The sequence below is a fragment of the Nostoc sp. FACHB-110 genome (assembly GCF_014697425.1).
Lineage (GTDB): Bacteria > Cyanobacteriota > Cyanobacteriia > Cyanobacteriales > Nostocaceae > Nostoc_B.
In genome coordinates, this window is the sequence record NZ_JACJRU010000013.1 from 72,840 (window position 1) to 90,012 (window position 17,173).

The window sequence follows — 17,173 nt, forward strand, 5'->3', positions numbered from 1 at the left end:
TTCTGACAATTAGTCACTACGTAAAGCCGTAATCGGGTCTAACTTAGACGCGTTACGTGCAGGAATTACGCCTGCAACTAAACCCACAAATAACGATAATCCAAACCCAACAATGACTGATAAAACAGAAATAACAAAGGGAAATTTAAAAATACTAGCAGCAGCAAAAGCAATTAAAATACCGCTACCCATACCGATACCGCCACCCAAAATAGAAATAACGATCGCCTCAGTTAAAAATTGATTAAGAATAGCTGAATTAGTTGCGCCGACAGCTTTGCGAATGCCAATTTCTCGCGTACGTTCCACCACAGAAACTAACATAATATTGGCAATACCAATGCCGCCAACCACAAGAGAAATTCCGGCGATCGCCACTACCATGATTGTGAATAAACCTACAACATTTGTGAAGGTACTAACAATATCAGCTTGGTTAGTAATTCTAAAATCATCTATTTGTGGCGGATAAATCTCATGTCGCAAACGTAAAATGTTCGTGACTTGAAATTGGGCTGCTTCTAATTGCTCTTGATTACTAGCTTTAATTAAAATTCCATTCACAGAAACCCCTGTTAAAGCATTATTTCCCACTAATCTCCCCGACATACTTGTGAGGGGAATAAAAATTTGGTCATCTCGATCCATCGGCCCTTGAGAACCTTTTGGTTCAGTCACACCAATAACTTGATAAGTTTCCCCTTGAATGCGAATTTGCTCACCAATAACTTTAGTACTATTGCCAAACAGTGTTCTTTTAACAGTCGGCCCAATCACCGCAACTTGTTTTGCCGAATCAAGTTCATCTTGATTAAAAAACCGCCCTTCTTGAGGATAAGTGTTTCTCGCTTCTGGATAATTTAAATCTGTGCCATAAATTGTAGTTGAGGTGTTTTCCCCTGCATAAACTACTTGAGCAGAACGTTGCAGATAAGCAGAAACTAGTTGTGCTGATGGTGCTTGTTGAGCTATAGCTTTGGCATCTTCCCAAGTTAAAGTACTGGTAGAACCTAACCCTTGACGAACATTACCAGTTCTGGGCGCACCAGCCAAAACTTGTAACACATCAGTACCTAGTGCTTGTATTTGTTGTTCAACACTTTTTTGCACCCCTTGACCAACAGAAGTAATCGCAATCACCGAAGCAATACCAATGACTACGCCTAACATAGTCAGACCTGTGCGTAATTTATTACTCCACAGTGTTTCTACAGCCATTGACAATATTTCTGTCAACGGAACTGTCTGCTTGTTGGGAACTTTTTTAAATTTATATAAACCCTGAATCATGCCAATTTTAGATTTTTAGATTAAAAGCATTAGTATTCAAACTCTTTGACTTTTACCTTTTGCCTTTAAGGAGCATTACCACCAGAACGGCCACCGCCACCACCTTGACGACCACCGCCACCGCCCACACCTGGGAACACACCTCCGCGCGGTGTTGATTGTGGTCGTGAACCTGGTGGGAAACTCAGCATGACTTTCTCATTACCTGATAATCCCGACTTAACCTCAGTAAAGTTATTCACGGTAACTCCAGTCTCAATGCGAGTAAATCTCGGTTGATCATTCGCACCTAAGACATATACGCCTGTACCATTTTCGCGGCGAACAACTGAAGCTGTGGGTACAACTAAGGCATTTTCTAACTGACCAACTTGAAATTCTACGTCTACATTCATTCCAGAGCGCAAGAGATTTTGCGGATCTGATAGAGATGCTTTGACTTGAAAACTAGTAACGTTTTGCTCGACGGTAGCTTGAGCGGCAATTTGAATTACTTGACCCTCAAAAACTCTTCCTGGGTAAGCATCGGCTTTAATTGTGACTTTTTGACCAAGGCGAATTTTAGAAATATTTGATTCTGAAACATTGGCGACAACTTGATTGGTGGAAGCCAAAGCCAAAATAGAGGAAGAAGTAGCAGAAGAAACAGCACTACCAGAAGTAGTTGGCGTAACGAAAGCCCCCGGGTCGGCAAATTTTTGCGTGACAACACCAGCAAAAGGAGCACGAATTATCGTGTTATTAATTTGAGCTTGGATATCTTGGAGTGCGCCACGAGCCGAGGTGACTTGAGCGCGAGCTGCTTGAATATCTTCTTGGCGTGTTCCGGCTTTGAGTAAGTCTAAAGCTTGTTGTCGTTGTTGGACTGTGGCTCTGGCTTGTTGAATATCTTCTTGGCGCGAACCTGCTTGTTGCAAAGATAATGCTTGCTGTGCTTCATTGACTTGGGCTTGGGCGGTGTCACGCGCTGCCCGTGATTGGTTGACGACTTGCAAAGCGATCGCACCAGAGCTATATAATTGCTGATTGCGGCGTAAATCATCTTCGGCTTGATTCAAGGTAGCTTGCGCACTTCTTAAACGTGCTTGAGCCTGGCCAATATCTTGAGGGCGATTTCCTGCTTCTACCTTCCGCAGATTTGCCTGCGCCTCGTTAAGTTGTGCCTGTGCTTGGGCAATATCTTGAGGGCGATTCCCTGCTTGGGCTTTTTGTAAATTTGCTTGGGCTTGTGCTACTTGTCCTTGTGCTTGAGTCAGATTACCTTGCAGATCAGTATCATCCATGTAAGCAAGAATTTGTCCTTGTTTAACAGAATCTCCTTCTTTGACTAGCAATTGTTTTAATATGCCAGAATTTTTTGGGCTGACGTTAATTGAGCGTTCCGGTTTAATTGTGCCATTGGCAGTAACAGCGATCGCTAAATTTTGTCTTTGTACTGGCTGAGTTACCATTCTGCGTCTGGCTTCTTGGCGAGGCACAACTGTTACTTGGTAATAAATTGCATAGCCAATGCCACCCAACAAGCCAAGAATCAGTAGCCAAGACAGCCAATTATACTGGCGTGGCTTTTTTGGCTCTGGAGCCATCACTGGTGATTCTACGGTTTTTGATGTATCAAGTTTCATAACTATATTTGTGGTCAACAAAGGCTACTGAGCTATTTTGTCAGGGCTAAAACTGGAAATTACTAACCCTGAGTGTTAATTTCCTCTTTTTTAATCGTTATCGTGACTATACAAATTCAGCAAACTTGGCACAATTATCAACGGCTATATTTTGACTATGAGGGAAACTATCTGGCGATAGATTTACGTTTAAGTATTGGCAGGTGGAAATAAAGTTAAAATACTATGACACAGTTTTTTGGCGATATCATTATTGAATCCTAATTTATCCGAAAATTTGCTAAGTCTAAAGTTGCGATAACGTAAATAAGAAATTGGTTTAGTTAATTATCAACCAAACACTTGCACCTTTTAGCATGACAAAAGTCACCAGTATCGCTGATTTCCTGTATGACCAAAGTCACCAATTTACTGATATTAATTGACAAAAGAAGCTTGGTATTTATTTGTTAATATGATGATTTTTACGGCGGCGATCGCTCAATTAAAACTTAAATATTTTAGCCAAGATTATTGAAAAATAGTCAGAAGTCAGAATTGATCAGGAATGTAGTCTGATTTATATATTGAGTCATTAAATATTATTCAACCTCTGGAAATATTTTGGCTCCTGGATTCTGACTCCTGAATCCTGATTTGTATCATTTTTCCAGTGAACCGATATCAGTCCAACGAGTTAAGTAACTCGTTGAGAAAAAACCGAATTATGTTAAGAAAAGTTAATTAACCTAAAACCTTTTCCCAGTGATAAATATTTATGCCGCTCTACTTAAGCTCAGGTGATGCTTCCGTCCAGTGCTAACAATTGTCAATTTATACTAAGTTGCTTTGCTAAAATAGTAGTATTCTTACTCACTATTCCCTACTCCCCACTCCCAGCCTAGCTTACTATCTTTGACTGCAACTTGATATTACCTTTCGCCGAAACCTGGGCAGATGGTTTAAGCTAGCTGAAAGATTATTTGATTTGTGGTCAAGAGGCGGTAGTGTGCCTAAACACGTTCGGTTAATTTCGTTGCTGGTTGCTTGTAGTTTGTTGAGTCTGCCCAAAGTTGCTCACGCACAGGCACTCATTCCTCATACACTGCAACTAGATCCAGCCAAGTTAGAGAAACAAGGGTTGACGCTGGCACAAGAGGCGGCTCAACTAGCACAGTTTCAACAAATTGATTTAGCTTTACCGCGAGCGCGACTAGCTAGCCAACTGGCCCCCAAAAACGATAAAGTATGGTTTTTATTGGGTGGCTTGCATTTGCAAAACCGGGAATTTGATCAAGCAATCACAGCTTTGAACAGAGCCAAGTCGCTCAACCCCAAAAATGCTGACGTTATTTTTGCTATCGGTTCGGCTAACTTCCAGCAGAAAAAGTACGATGTGGCTATTGCCAATTATCAAGCAGGTTTAAAGCTCAAACCCAACGATCCAGAAGCCTTGTTTGATTTAGGTAACGCCTACTATATGCAGGGTAAACTACCAGAGGCGATCGCCCAGTACAATCAGGCAGTAGCTCAAAATAAAAAATTCTGGGCAGCAATTAATAACATTGGCTTAATCCAATACGAACAGGGTAATGTTGATGCAGCCATTAAACAATGGCAAACTGCTGTGTCTATTGATAAGCAAGCAGCCGAGCCTCTATTAGCTTTAGCCGTGGCGCTGTACACTAAAGGCGATGTTCAACAAAGTCTGAAATTCGGCGAAGCGGCTTTACGCATCGACCAGCGTTACGCTGACTTAGATTTCCTCAAAGAAAATCTTTGGGGTGAACGTCTACTAACTGATACAAAGAAATTTTTGGAACTCCCCCGCATCCAAACTGCTCTACAGCAACAGCCTGCCCAGCAGCAATAACAAGTAAAAAGGCAAAAAGCAAAAGTAAAATAATTTTAGCCTTTGACTTTTTACTTTTGCCTTGATTAACTACTTGCGGAAAATAGTATCTTATAGTACACATATACTAGATAAAATGAAAATATTCGCCCAGAACATTTTGGGCGAATATTTCTAACTAAGTCTAGTTAATTCTTGTGGTTATTAGCCAGGGAGAAGTGCCATGATTTGGTCAACAAATTGTTGGTGGTCGACAACAGGTTTAGAGATATAACCATCAGCACCACTTTGCTTGAGGAAGTTCTCGCGATCGCCTTCCATAGCGTGTGCTGTTACTAGAATGACAGGTAAATTTGCTGTTTGTGGATCAGATTTCAACATTTGGGTAATCTTGATGCCATCCACCGATTTACCTTGATAAACACTTCTAGATAAAGAAACATCCATTAAAATTAGGTCTGCTTCCCCTGATTGAGCAATTTGAATCACTTCTTCTACATTTTCAGTATGTTTTACACCTAAGCCACCACGCTTAGTCAAAATTTTGGAAAACACGCGAGCATTAATCAGATCGTCTTCAACAATTAAAACAGTTTTCATGAGAATTTTATTTATAGAGGTGAAGGGGAGAAAGACTTGAACAATAATAGCTGTCTAGCTCCTTTTTAATCATCAAAGTGCGTCCCCGTCATCATGGATAATACTACTGCTTTTTATCCTTTGACCATCAAGAATATGTTAGGAATACCTTTACATCCGTTATGCTGTGTTTGCTGCATTGTTCAGTTATAGCGATTTTTGTGTAATTAAATTTCAGGGAAAAAACTCATGGCAAAACAGTTAAACCTTCTCTCCACGGGACAGGTAATTACAACAGCCCTGCACACCGAGATGCAGCGCTCTTACCTAGAATATGCCATGAGTGTGATTGTTGGGCGAGCCTTACCAGATGTCCGCGATGGCTTAAAACCTGTGCATCGTCGGATTTTGTATGCGATGCATGAACTAGGTTTAACACCCGACAGACCTTATCGCAAATGCGCCCGTGTGGTTGGGGATGTGCTGGGTAAATACCACCCCCACGGCGACCAAGCAGTTTACGATGCTTTAGTGCGGCTAGTGCAAGAATTTTCTAGCCGCTATCCCCTACTAGCAGGACATGGCAACTTTGGCAGCGTCGATAATGACCCACCTGCGGCAATGCGTTACACCGAAACTCGTCTAGCATCCATTAGCCATGAGGGGATGCTGTCAGAAATCGGTGAAGAAACTGTAGAATTTATCGGTAACTTTGATAATTCTCAGCAAGAACCGACAGTTTTACCTGCACAGTTACCCTTTTTGTTACTCAATGGTTGTGCGGGGATTGCCGTTGGGATGGCCACGAATATTCCGCCGCACAACTTGGGGGAAATAGTTGATGGTTTAATTGCCTTAATTGACCAACCAGATTTAACCGATGATAAATTACTAGAGTTAATTCCTGGGCCAGACTTTCCCACAGGTGGGGAAATTGTTGGCGATACCGGGATTCGAGAAGCATACACCACAGGTAAAGGTGGGATTGTGCTGCGGGGAGTCGCCCAAATCGAAGAGATTGCTGGCGGTAAAGGAACCAAACGCCGCACAGCAATTGTGATTACCGAATTGCCTTATCAAGTAAATAAAGCAGGCTGGATTGAAAAGGTAGCGGAGTTAGTTAATCAAAGTCGCTTGCAAGGCATTTCGGATATTAGAGATGAAAGCGATAGAGAAGGGATGCGCGTAGTCATTGAACTTAAACGCGACACTAACCCCCAAGAAGTGCTGCAACATTTGTATCACCAAACCGCATTGCAAACTAATTTTGGGGCAATCCTTCTAGCGATCGTCGAAGGACAACCCCGACAATTAAGCTTACGGCAATTATTACAAGAGTTTTTAAATTTCCGCGAAGCAACTCTTAACCGTCGCTATAATTACGAGTTGGGCAAAGCCGAAAGTCGCTTGCACATCGTAGACGGTTTACTCACAGCCTTATCTCATGTGGATGAAGTAATTCACATTTTGCGGCAAGCTGCTGACGGTAGCACAGCAAAAATAAATTTGTGCAATCAACTAGATTTGAGTGAAGCACAAGCAGATGCAATTTTAGCCATGCCTTTGCGCCGCTTGACTAGTTTAGAACAACAGAACTTACAGCAAGAATTTGAGCAACTCACCGAACAAATTGCCTTATTGGAAAAGTTACTCAACGATCGCCGCGAATTATTAAAGTCCCTGAAAAAAGATTTGCGATCGCTCAAACGTAAATACAGTGATCCGCGACGCACGCAAATCATTACTAACATCCCAGAAGAATTACCGAAAACCAAAGCAGCAGAAGGTAAAAGAAATCGCAGCACCGACGAAGATGAGGACTTAACCGCCGAACAACCTGCCCAAGAAGCAATTTTAGAGTTTACTCAACGGGGTTACGTGCGCCGTCTGGCCACCTCTGGGAAAAAATCAAAAGCAGAAAACGGTCTACCCGATAACGATTTCCTCATCCAAACTGAGTTAACCGACACTAACCAAGACTTGCTGATTCTCACTAGTGGTGGCAAGGTTTACCCTGTGCGTGTCGGGGATATTCCCTTAACTACTGGCCGTTCTCCACGGGGAACACCATTAATTACGACACTCACAACTACTGCCCAAGGTACTCAAGAAGCTGTAGTCAGTCGCTTTTTATTACCGGAAGATTTAGACTCCAAGCAAATGATTCTCCTGACAAAACAAGGCAGAATTAAACGCTTATCTTATGCCGAATTTGCTAACCTCACTCGTCGTGGTATTACCATTGTCAAACTCAAAGACGATGATGAGTTGTTATTTACTCAATCAACTACCACAGGCGAGCATTTAATTTTAGCTAGTTCTGGTGGGCGGTTACTGCGGTTTGCAGTGAATGACGAACAACTCCCAGTCATGGGCCGCACAGCAATGGGTTTACAAGCCTTCCGGTTGTTGAGAAGTCAGCAAATGGTTGGCTGTGCAACTGTGGGCAAAGATGACCAATTGCTTCTAGTTTCTCAACAAGGATATGCCAAGCGGATGGCAGCCAACCAATTAAGAGCCGCTAACCGAGGCGATTTAGGTACGCAAGCACTGAAATTTGCGAATAAATCTGATAACTTAGCCAGTATGGTGAAAGCGACTACGGCTGAAGTTGCTCTAGTAACCAACAAAGAGCGTGTAGTCAGACTAGCTGTAGATACAGTACCTATTTTGGGTCGTGACACTACAGGCGAAAGTATCTTGCAACTCAACCGCGATGAGAAAATTATCTCGGTTGCTGAAGTCCGTTAGTGCCGATGCTCCAAAAAATTGTACATTTTTGGTTACGACACATCCATCCTCGTCTAGCCCCCTTAACTACCACAATTGGTATTTTTGGGCTGGCTAGTTGTCTATTAATTCTTTTTGTTTTAGCAGAGCTTTTTGAAGAAGTTTTCGAGCGAGAAGCTTTTGCATTTGATACACATTTTTTGTTGTGGTTACATCACTTTGCTAACCCTACTCTAGACAATGTGATGCTGGGTATAACGCACCTGGGTAATCCTAATGTGGTGGTGATTGTTGTCGTTGTTAGTGTAGCTATACTCCTGTGGCGACGTTACTATCAAGAAGCCAGAATATTCGCCATTGCTTGTTTGGGTGCTTTTATTCTCAATACTGGGCTGAAGTTGGTATTTACTAAACCTCGTCCTCAACTTTGGCCTCAATTAATTACTGAAAAATCTTTTAGTTTTCCTAGTGGTCATGCACTAGGTTCTTTGGTGTTGTATGGGATGGTGGCTTATTTGTTGGCAACGCACTATCCTAGGTTTTCTCAATTTATTTACATTGTGGCGGTTATGGCGATCGCTGCTATCGGTTTTAGTCGCCTATATTTAGGCGTACATTGGCCTACAGATATTATTGCTGGTTACGGTGTCGGATTTCTGTGGCTGACGATGTGTATCACAATGCTAAAGCTGCAAAAACTCAGAGCAAATTAGTGTGAACTTTTTTAATGATTTCTAACTTTAGTAGTAAAATTCTGAATAAACGTTACATTTTTTAAAATAGTTGTTATATTAATTTACATAAGGCAACAATCCATAGTAAATCCTGATTGGAGTGCAAACCATGACTAACACAACCACAAACATCACTGCCCCTGTAGTTGAAGACCGTAACGCTTGGCGTTGGGGCTTTACGCCTCAAGCAGAAATTTGGAATGGTCGCTTGGCTATGATTGGCTTTTTAGCTGCTGCATTGATTGAGCTTTTCTCAGGTCAAGGTTTTCTCCACTTTTGGGGCATTCTGTAATACCAATTTTGGATTTTAGATTTTGGATTAATTGGCTATTCCAAAATTTTGAAGCAAGTCTTCCTATACCAAATTGGTATGAGTTTTAAAAAAACAAAATTGCTGAGATATAAAAAAGAAAAACCTGGTAGTGATAATTAACTACCAGGTTATTTATTGTTGAGTCAATATCTACTTTTGACTATTTATCTTTAGATTTTGAATTTGAGAATTTAAAATCTAAAATCTAAAATCCAAAATCTCAAATTAAATGATTACCGAATGTATTCTTTGAGGACGCTGTTACGGTTGGGGTGGCGTAATTTGCGGAGGGCTTTGGCTTCAATTTGACGAATACGTTCGCGGGTAACATTGAAGATTTGGCCGATTTCCTCGAGGGTTTTCATCCGGCCGTCATCCAAGCCATAACGAAGTCTGAGAACATCGCGTTCGCGGGGGCTGAGGCTATCGAGGACTTTTTCTAAATCTTCGCGCAGCAAGTTTTTAGAAACCTGATCTTCTGGGGTTTCACCATCGGACTCAATAAAATCGCCAAGTCGAGAATCTTCTTCTTTACCAATGGGCGTTTCTAAGGAGATGGGCAACTGGGCTGATTTAGCAATAAACCGGAGTTTCTCGATGGTCATTTCCATACGAGTAGCGATTTCTTCTTCTGTGGGTTTGCGACCCATTTCTTGAGAAAGCAGCTTAGTGGTTTTCTTAATCCGAGAGATGGTTTCGTAAAGGTGAACCGGTAGGCGGATAGTCCGAGATTGATCTGCGATCGCGCGTGTAATAGCTTGACGAATCCACCATGTAGCGTAGGTGGAGAATTTATAACCTTTTTCGTGGTCAAACTTCTCAGCCGCACGAATCAAGCCCAAACTACCTTCTTGAATCAAGTCTTGGAATGACAAACCACGATTCATGTATTTCTTGGCAATAGAAACCACCAATCGGAGGTTCGACTGCACCATTTTATCTTTGGCTCTGCGACCAACGTGCAGGCGATAGCGGAATGCTGGCAAAGGTAATTGCACTGCTTCTGCCCATTCACTATCACGGGGATCGCGGTCTAACTGTTCTGACAGTTTTTCCCGGATTCTTTCTAATTCCAATAAATCAGCGATTTTGCGCGCCAATTCAATTTCTTCGTCTGCCCGTAACAAGCGAATTCGCCCAATTTCTTGGAGGTAAAGACGAATGGAATCTTCTGTGTAGTGCTTTTTCTTGCTTTGTGTGCGACGACGCGATTTAGCGGCTTTTCCAGACTTTGCGTCGTCCTCATCAGACTGAGGCTCTAAAAATTCATCCATTTCCCCCTCATCGACGAGAAGTAAGTCGTCCTCCTCTTCAATTAAGAGGTCTTCTAACTCCTCGAAATCAGGCTGATTTATTATTTCTAGGTCAGGCTGAAAATTGCTTTCGAGTACGTTGTTAGCCTGGTTCATGCCGCGTTCCTCATGCTCCTTGCAGAATCAATTACTTCAATTACTCAAGATTTATCTAGCTCTCTTTTTTTTGAGGGCTAGTTAACAACCGAAAATTTTGTTTTAGGCTGTTTTCCTTGAAAGTTTATTGGCAGTTTTACTCCATATTGGAGGAGTTTCTTATTGAAGTGTGAAAAGTCACATTTATGCTGACTTACTCACTTTTTGTAACAGTCGCGTGTTGCTGTCGCACACAACTTTTAACTTGCTTGTTTAAAACAGGACTTGTCTTTGCTTTGAGAAAAAATTCACCCTTACTAATAAACAGTTATGACTGTTGGCATATTTTCTGACAAAGACTGTTCCGATTGTAGCCTGTTTCACAGAAAATGCACTCTTTTTGTGTGTTAATCATGAAGTCATTAAGTAAGTTAAAGCCACTACTATCAAAAAGATATTGAAAACGGTAGGTATACCCTTAAATTCTTTTTTAACCTTTTTGGAATCACAGTGGCGATATCTTTACATTCAAAGGAAATTGTTCTCACCTTTACCCAATTTTAGGTATTAACTACAACATTAATCACCTAGAAACAGTGCGTTTTATATTAGCCTAGGTGAGAATCATTTAGGATGATCTTTTTACATTTCCTTCATAAATGACTCATGCCCAACATTTAAACGGGAATTCCCGTATGGTAGATCCTAAAACACTGAACTTTTGTTTATGCCAGCTAGCTTAACTGAGGAGTTGAGGCTGCGACAAAATCTGCCTGGTGGCGTTCAATTGAGTTTTATTGATTAGGTCTTATTCACACATTAGCGCACAGATGAGATTTCCACCCTATGAATCTTGACAAACTGTTCCTATTGTATACAAAGATATTTTAATCAATTCATTAAGAATTTGGCAGTTAAAAATTTGAATATTTGCCTACTTCTGGCAAAAGTTCATGAGATACAGATAAAGCCACAGTTTTGATTAGCACAAGATTAAATATGTTTGTGTGTTTGCCATCAGCAATTTACTGTCGCTAGTAACTAGTAATTTGATCATAGAGTAGTTAGTCCCTGAAGGAATCTATTAGTTGATCGGCTTACGTACGCATATGTTAAATATAACACTGAGTTTTCCAACAAACTCTTGCTACTATCCTATGATACTTAGTTTCAAGGATTCTGCATTTCCAATATGGTGGATACGCTGCTAGTTGATAGAAAGTTGGCACACAATTGATCAAGTCAAGACTTTTAAATTTTATCGAATGGCAACGAAAGTTAAAAGGCATGAGCAAAACTCAATCTTTAAAATAGCTTGACAATAATGTTGTTTTGTGTATTTGTTTGTGAATCGAAAGCTGATAGTTTTAGTAATTAATACTTATGTATTTTATCAAACAAATTACTGACCAGAAAATGCTCACCAAAAATTTTCTGGTGTTTTTAGGTATGCTAGGCAAGAGAGAACCATCAAAACACCACTGATTGTTTATGCTTGAGCTTAAAAAAGGTAATGAGCGATCGCTCATTACCCACCATTACTGCACATCAGGATAAGCTAGATTGATATTAGCTTGACATTATATATCTAATTCCGCAAGATTCAACTTAGAACCGTAGGTTTCGATAAATTCGCGTCGAGGTGCAACGCGATCGCCCATTAAAATGGTAAAAATGCGATCGGCTTCAGCAGCGTCTTCAATTTCCACTTGCTTGAGGGTGCGGGTTTCTGGGTTCATTGTGGTTGTCCAGAGTTGTTCGGGCATCATTTCACCCAAACCTTTGAAGCGTTGAATGGTATAGTTCGCATTAGCCGGGAACTTAGCGATAGCTTGTTGTAGTTCTCTGTCGCTATAGCAATACTCGTGATTTTTACCGCGTTCTACTTTATATAAAGGAGGACAAGCGATATAGATGAAACCTTGCTCAATGAGCGATCGCTGGTATCTGTAGAAGAATGTTAACAGTAATGTGCGGATGTGCGCCCCGTCTACGTCCGCGTCGGTCATGATAATAATGCGGTGGTAGCGCAGCTGGGTAGAGTCGAATTCTTCACCTTTGACCCCCAAACCCAAGGCTGTGATTAACGCCTGAATTTCGTTATTTTTATAGATTTTAGAATCGTCAGTTTTTTCGATGTTCAGGATTTTACCACGTAGGGGGAGGATCGCTTGAGTGCGGCGATCGCGTCCTTGTTTGGCGCTACCACCCGCAGAATCACCTTCTACAATATAAATTTCTGATTCGCCAGGATCACGAGAACTACAATCAGCTAATTTTCCTGGTAACGGCGAAGATTCTAAAACTGATTTGCGTCTAACTAGTTCTCTGGCGTGACGTGCGGCTTCTGCGGCTTTAAAAGCTTGGATGGCTTTATCGAGGATAGAGTCTGCTATTCCAGGATGAAATTCGAGGTATTCCGTGAGAACTTCACCTACCAAAGAATCAACAATCCCGCGTACTTCAGTATTACCGAGTTTGGTTTTGGTTTGTCCTTCAAATTCAGGATCAGGGACTTTAACAGAAATGACTGCGGTTAAACCTTCGCGGACGTGTTCACCACTGAGGTTCGGTTCATTTTCTTTGATTTTATTTCGTTTACGGGCGATCGCATTCAACGTTCTCGTTAAAACTGCCTTTAAACCTTCTAAATGCGTCCCGCCATCAACCGTGCGGATATTATTAGCAAAACCCAAAACGTTGTCTGTGTAAGCATCAGTACACCACTGCAACGCCACTTCGATTTGAACGTTGCTGCGTTCTCCCTGCACATAAATAATTTCTTCATGTAGCGGCTGCTTCTCCCGGTTGAGGTAAGCGATATATTCTTTAATCCCACCCTTGTATTCATAAGTTTCGACCTTGGGTGTATCGCTTTTGAGAATTTCTAACCGATTGTCTGAGAAGGTAATTTTCACCCCTGCATTCAGATAAGCCAACTCTCGCAGACGGCCTGCTAGGGTGATGTAATCAAACTCAATCCCAGTAGTAAAGATTTGAATATCGGGTTTGAAAGTTACAGAAGTCCCGGTTCTGGCTTCTTTATATGGCTTTGCTACCAGTTCTGTCACCGGAACACCCCGTTCATAGCGTTGGGTGTGAACTTTTTTATCCCGCCAAACTGTAACTTCGACAACTTCCGACAAGGCATTAACTACAGAAATCCCAACCCCGTGCAATCCTCCAGAAACTTTGTAGCCGCCACCACCAAATTTACCGCCAGCGTGCAGCACTGTCATTACGGTTTCCAAAGCCGATTTCCCAGTCCGCGAATGAGTGTCGGTAGGAATACCCCGACCATCATCTGTTACACTCACAGAACCATCCGCATTAATCTCTATCTCTATATGCGTGCAGTATCCTGCTAATGCTTCATCAACAGAGTTATCTACCACCTCATAAACTAAATGGTGAAGTCCTCGCGGCCCGGTAGAACCAATGTACATCCCCGGTCGTTTGCGGACGGCTTCCAGACCTTCCAGAACTTGAATCTGATCGGCACTGTAACTGCTCGTCATGAAAATTCTCCTGATGCGTGGGGTTAAAGTCGCCCAAAGGCTAAAAAAGCAAAAACACACCAAAATTCTAACACAAAAGCCTTAGTGACGGCTGTAGGGCATTTTTGTGAGAAGTTTATGTAGGGGCTGTATCCTCATAAGTTTTTCGTATGAATAGCCTCGGTTTTTCAAAATGGACTGATTGACTCTAGACTCCGTAAGCTTGGAGTAAAGACAGCTGATTCTAAAACGACAGAAGCGAAGGTAATGGAACAATTCAGCCTTGATGTTATTTCTGGGTGAGTATTTGTTTTACCATGCTGCGAGATTGTAACATAAAAGTTTTGAAGGCAGTTTCACAAGCAGACAGAGGCGCAGGGGAGAATGACTATTGACTAATGACTAAATTAATTGTGATTTGTGGCGCGACTGCAACAGGTAAATCAGGATTGGCTTTAAGTTTAGCTACGCGCTTAGGTACGATGATTTTAAGTGCCGATTCGCGTCAAGTGTATCGTGAGTTTAATATTGGCACAGCTAAACCAACTTTAGCCCAACAAAAATTAGTACAACATCATTTCATAGATATCTGCGAACCAACAGAGACAATGACGGTAGCAGATTATCAAGAGCAAGCACAGGCTTTAATTGCGTCGGTTTCCGTTGAGCCGATTTTGTTAGTAGGGGGAACTGGTTTATACATTCGTTCTATTGTACAGGGGATGAAAATTCCCAGAGTTGCACCTAATTATGAGTTGCGATCGCAATTAGAATCTCTCGGACAAAATCAACTTTATGCCATATTGCAACAAGTTGATCCCAAAGCCGCACAAAAGATTCATCCCAACGATACCTTGCGGACTTTACGTGCATTAGAAGTATTTTATATAACTGGAATTCCTATCTCTGAGCAACAAGGTGAAAATCCGCCCGACTATCCAATTCTACAAATTGGATTAGATTGCGATGTTGAAAAATTAGATACACGCATTCACAAGCGAACTGAACAAATGATAGCCGATGGTTTAGTCGCTGAGGTGGAATATTTGTGTCATAAATACGGTGCTGATTTATCTTTGCTAAACACCTTGGGGTATCAAGAAATCAAGCAATATTTAGCTGATGAGATTTCTTTGAACGAAGCAAAAGAATTAACAGTTTTGCATACACGCCAATTTGCCAAGCGTCAACGTACATGGTTTAGAGCCTATCCGCAAATCGAGTGGTTTAATGCCGATGATCCTGATTTAGTAGAAAAAGTTTGGCAGCGTATTGATGAGTTTATATAGCTCAATACAGTTCAGTTAAGGCAACAACTTAGACTGGTGTAGGTTGGGTGGAGGAACGGAACCCAACATTCACGCATACTTTGTTGGGTTACGCTATCGCTACACTTAACCTACTATTCTCTTAACTTAAAAAATTTAAGGGGTGATTTGGTAATCACCCCCATATTCCCCTCAGATTAGAATTTACTTTTAGCACCCTTGTTGAGAATCTATTTTTACTTTGAAATATTAACTAAACTTTCCACTTGAGCATTAGCCAAAGTTGGTGCAGTAAAAATTTGAGAGTAAAGACTTGCTGGTTGTTGACGAGCTACAACTGGTAGAACTTGGCGAGCGTGAGTCGCAATTTCTACTGTTTTCACATCATAAGTCTGCGTTACTAGTTTGGGATACAAACCAATACCGATGATGGGAAGTAGTAGAGAAGCAGTGATAAACAACTCACGAGGTTTAACATCAGGAACTACAGCATCTAGATGTAACTCTTCACTTTGCTTACCGTAGAACACTTGACGCAGCATAGACAGCAAGTAGATTGGTGTCAAAATCACGCCGACTGCTGACAGTAGCACAACTACAATCTTGAAGCTGGAACTGTAAACATCACTGGTAGCAATACCGAGGAACACCATCAATTCGCCGACGAAACCACTCATTCCGGGTAAAGCCAGAGAAGCCATTGCACCAGCAGTATACAAAGCGAAGGTTCTCGGCATTACTTTACCAATGCCACCCATCTTATCCATCATTAAGGTGTGGGTGCGTTCGTAAGTTACACCAGATAAGAAGAATAAACTAGCAGCAATCAAACCGTGGGAAACCATTTGTAACACGGCTCCACTGATACCCACTTCTGTGTAAGACGCTAAACCAATCAGCACAAACCCCATGTGGGCGATAGAAGAGTAAGCCAAGCGGCGTTTGAGGTTGGTTTGAGCAAAGGCGCAACAAGCACCGTAAACAATATTGACTACACCTAAGATTGCTAAAACTGGAGCAAAGTAAACATGAGCGTTAGGTAACATTTCGATGTTGAAGCGGATTAAGGCATAACCACCCATCTTCAACAACACACCAGCCAAAATCATGGAACCAGGTGCAGATGCTTCACCATGAGCATCGGGTAGCCAGGTGTGTAAGGGGAAGATAGGCAACTTCACACCAAAGGCAATCAAGAAACCAGCGTAAACTAATAATTCAAAAGCTTTAGGATATTGTTTCATTCCCAGAGATGCGATGTCGAAGGTGAAGTTGTCACCAGAGAAAGCCATCGCAAAACCAGCTACAAGAATAAATATGGAAGCAGCAGCAGTATAGAGAATAAATTTGGTAGCAGCGTAACGGCGTTTAGCACCACCCCAAATGGAAATCAACAGGTATACAGGAACTAGCTCGATTTCCCACATCAGGAAGAACAAGAGCAAGTCTTGGGCAAGAAACACACCCAACTGGGCGCTGTACATCACCAACATCAACCCATAAAACAATCGCGGCTTGTTGGTTACTTTCCAAGCCGCGAATATTGCGAGGGTATTGATTAAGCCTGTTAACAAGATGAGGGGCATCGATAAGCCGTCAACTGCTACAGACCAATTTAAACCGATTTGGGGAACCCAGGAGTATTTTTCGACAAATTGATAAGTTGAACTTTGGAAGTCGTAGCTACTCCAAAAAGCATAAATCATTAAGGCAAAGTCCGCGATCGCTACACCTAAACCATACCAACGGACTGTTTTTCCTTCTTTGTCTGGAATTATGGGGATGGCTAGGGCAGCCACCAAGGGCAAGGCAATTATGGCAGTTAGCCAGGGAAAATCCATAGCATTCATCACTTCTGACAATCGTTTTTTGTTTTCGCTTTTAATTACATTATATTAAGGAATCGTTACTTTTGTAA

The 17,173-nt window shown here is 41.7% G+C and carries 11 protein-coding genes; 5 read left to right on the forward strand and 6 right to left on the reverse strand.

From position 1 onward, the window contains the following. Positions 1 to 9: 9 nt before the first annotated feature. Together H6G69_RS14605 and H6G69_RS14610 are read right to left on the reverse strand one after the other, a co-directional pair. A complete protein-coding gene (locus tag H6G69_RS14605) occupies positions 10 to 1,290 on the reverse strand; it encodes an ABC transporter permease (protein WP_190688042.1) in 1,281 nt (426 codons plus the stop codon). Positions 1,291 to 1,355: 65 nt separating this feature from the next. Beyond that, positions 1,356 to 2,915 (reverse strand): efflux RND transporter periplasmic adaptor subunit, encoded by a 1,560-nt coding sequence (locus tag H6G69_RS14610; RefSeq protein WP_190688045.1) that lies wholly within the window; start codon positions 2,913 to 2,915, stop codon positions 1,356 to 1,358. Positions 2,916 to 3,903: 988 nt separating this feature from the next. On the opposite strand from H6G69_RS14610, the gene H6G69_RS14615 reads away from it, so the two are divergent. Further along, a complete protein-coding gene (locus tag H6G69_RS14615; RefSeq protein WP_190688047.1) occupies positions 3,904 to 4,767 on the forward strand; it encodes a tetratricopeptide repeat protein in 864 nt (287 codons plus the stop codon). Positions 4,768 to 4,950: 183 nt separating this feature from the next. Here the strand turns inward: H6G69_RS14615 and H6G69_RS14620 are convergent, their stop codons facing one another. Then, a complete protein-coding gene (locus tag H6G69_RS14620; RefSeq protein WP_190688050.1) occupies positions 4,951 to 5,346 on the reverse strand; it encodes a response regulator in 396 nt (131 codons plus the stop codon). A gap of 228 nt (positions 5,347 to 5,574) precedes the next feature. Between H6G69_RS14620 and gyrA the strand changes: the two genes are divergently transcribed. From gyrA to H6G69_RS14635, 3 genes are all read left to right on the forward strand, one after another. After that, a complete protein-coding gene (gene gyrA, locus H6G69_RS14625; protein ID WP_190688053.1) occupies positions 5,575 to 8,076 on the forward strand; it encodes a DNA gyrase subunit A in 2,502 nt (833 codons plus the stop codon). 5 nt (positions 8,077 to 8,081) lie between these two features. Next, entirely contained in the window at positions 8,082 to 8,768 is a 687-nt protein-coding gene (locus H6G69_RS14630) for a phosphatase PAP2 family protein (protein ID WP_190688055.1), read from the forward strand. A 130-nt stretch (positions 8,769 to 8,898) separates the two neighbouring features. Next, entirely contained in the window at positions 8,899 to 9,081 is a 183-nt protein-coding gene (locus H6G69_RS14635; RefSeq protein ID WP_190688058.1) for a chlorophyll a/b-binding protein, read from the forward strand. 254 nt (positions 9,082 to 9,335) lie between these two features. Here the strand turns inward: H6G69_RS14635 and rpoD are convergent, their stop codons facing one another. Together rpoD and gyrB are read right to left on the reverse strand one after the other, a co-directional pair. Next, positions 9,336 to 10,511, reverse strand: coding sequence for an RNA polymerase sigma factor RpoD (gene rpoD, locus H6G69_RS14640; protein ID WP_190688061.1), 1,176 nt, complete (start codon positions 10,509 to 10,511; stop codon positions 9,336 to 9,338). 1,559 nt (positions 10,512 to 12,070) lie between these two features. Then, a complete protein-coding gene (gyrB, locus tag H6G69_RS14645) occupies positions 12,071 to 14,008 on the reverse strand; it encodes a DNA topoisomerase (ATP-hydrolyzing) subunit B (protein WP_190688064.1) in 1,938 nt (645 codons plus the stop codon). Between the two features lie 377 nt (positions 14,009 to 14,385). Here gyrB and miaA point away from each other — a divergent pair, with 377 nt between their 5' ends. Further along, the gene (gene miaA, locus H6G69_RS14650) at positions 14,386 to 15,276 is read left to right on the forward strand and encodes a tRNA (adenosine(37)-N6)-dimethylallyltransferase MiaA (protein ID WP_190688067.1); all 891 of its coding nucleotides are present in this window, start codon (positions 14,386 to 14,388) and stop codon (positions 15,274 to 15,276) included. Between the two features lie 215 nt (positions 15,277 to 15,491). Here miaA and H6G69_RS14655 read toward each other — a convergent pair whose 3' ends face one another. Next, positions 15,492 to 17,105, reverse strand: a complete 1,614-nt coding sequence (locus H6G69_RS14655) for an NAD(P)H-quinone oxidoreductase subunit 4 (RefSeq protein ID WP_190688070.1) — start codon at positions 17,103 to 17,105, stop codon at positions 15,492 to 15,494. Positions 17,106 to 17,173 lie beyond the last annotated feature (68 nt).

Coding starts and splice junctions, on each gene's coding strand:
- H6G69_RS14605 (WP_190688042.1), bottom strand. CDS start 1,290: ATGATTCAGGGTTTATATAAATTTAAAAAAGTTCCCAACAAGCAGACA.
- H6G69_RS14610 (WP_190688045.1), bottom strand. CDS start 2,915: ATGAAACTTGATACATCAAAAACCGTAGAATCACCAGTGATGGCTCCA.
- H6G69_RS14620 (WP_190688050.1), bottom strand. CDS start 5,346: ATGAAAACTGTTTTAATTGTTGAAGACGATCTGATTAATGCTCGCGTG.
- gyrA (WP_190688053.1), top strand. CDS start 5,575: ATGGCAAAACAGTTAAACCTTCTCTCCACGGGACAGGTAATTACAACA.
- H6G69_RS14630 (WP_190688055.1), top strand. CDS start 8,082: ATGCTCCAAAAAATTGTACATTTTTGGTTACGACACATCCATCCTCGT.
- H6G69_RS14635 (WP_190688058.1), top strand. CDS start 8,899: ATGACTAACACAACCACAAACATCACTGCCCCTGTAGTTGAAGACCGT.
- rpoD (WP_190688061.1), bottom strand. CDS start 10,511: ATGAACCAGGCTAACAACGTACTCGAAAGCAATTTTCAGCCTGACCTA.
- gyrB (WP_190688064.1), bottom strand. CDS start 14,008: ATGACGAGCAGTTACAGTGCCGATCAGATTCAAGTTCTGGAAGGTCTG.
- miaA (WP_190688067.1), top strand. CDS start 14,386: ATGACTAAATTAATTGTGATTTGTGGCGCGACTGCAACAGGTAAATCA.
- H6G69_RS14655 (WP_190688070.1), bottom strand. CDS start 17,105: ATGAATGCTATGGATTTTCCCTGGCTAACTGCCATAATTGCCTTGCCC.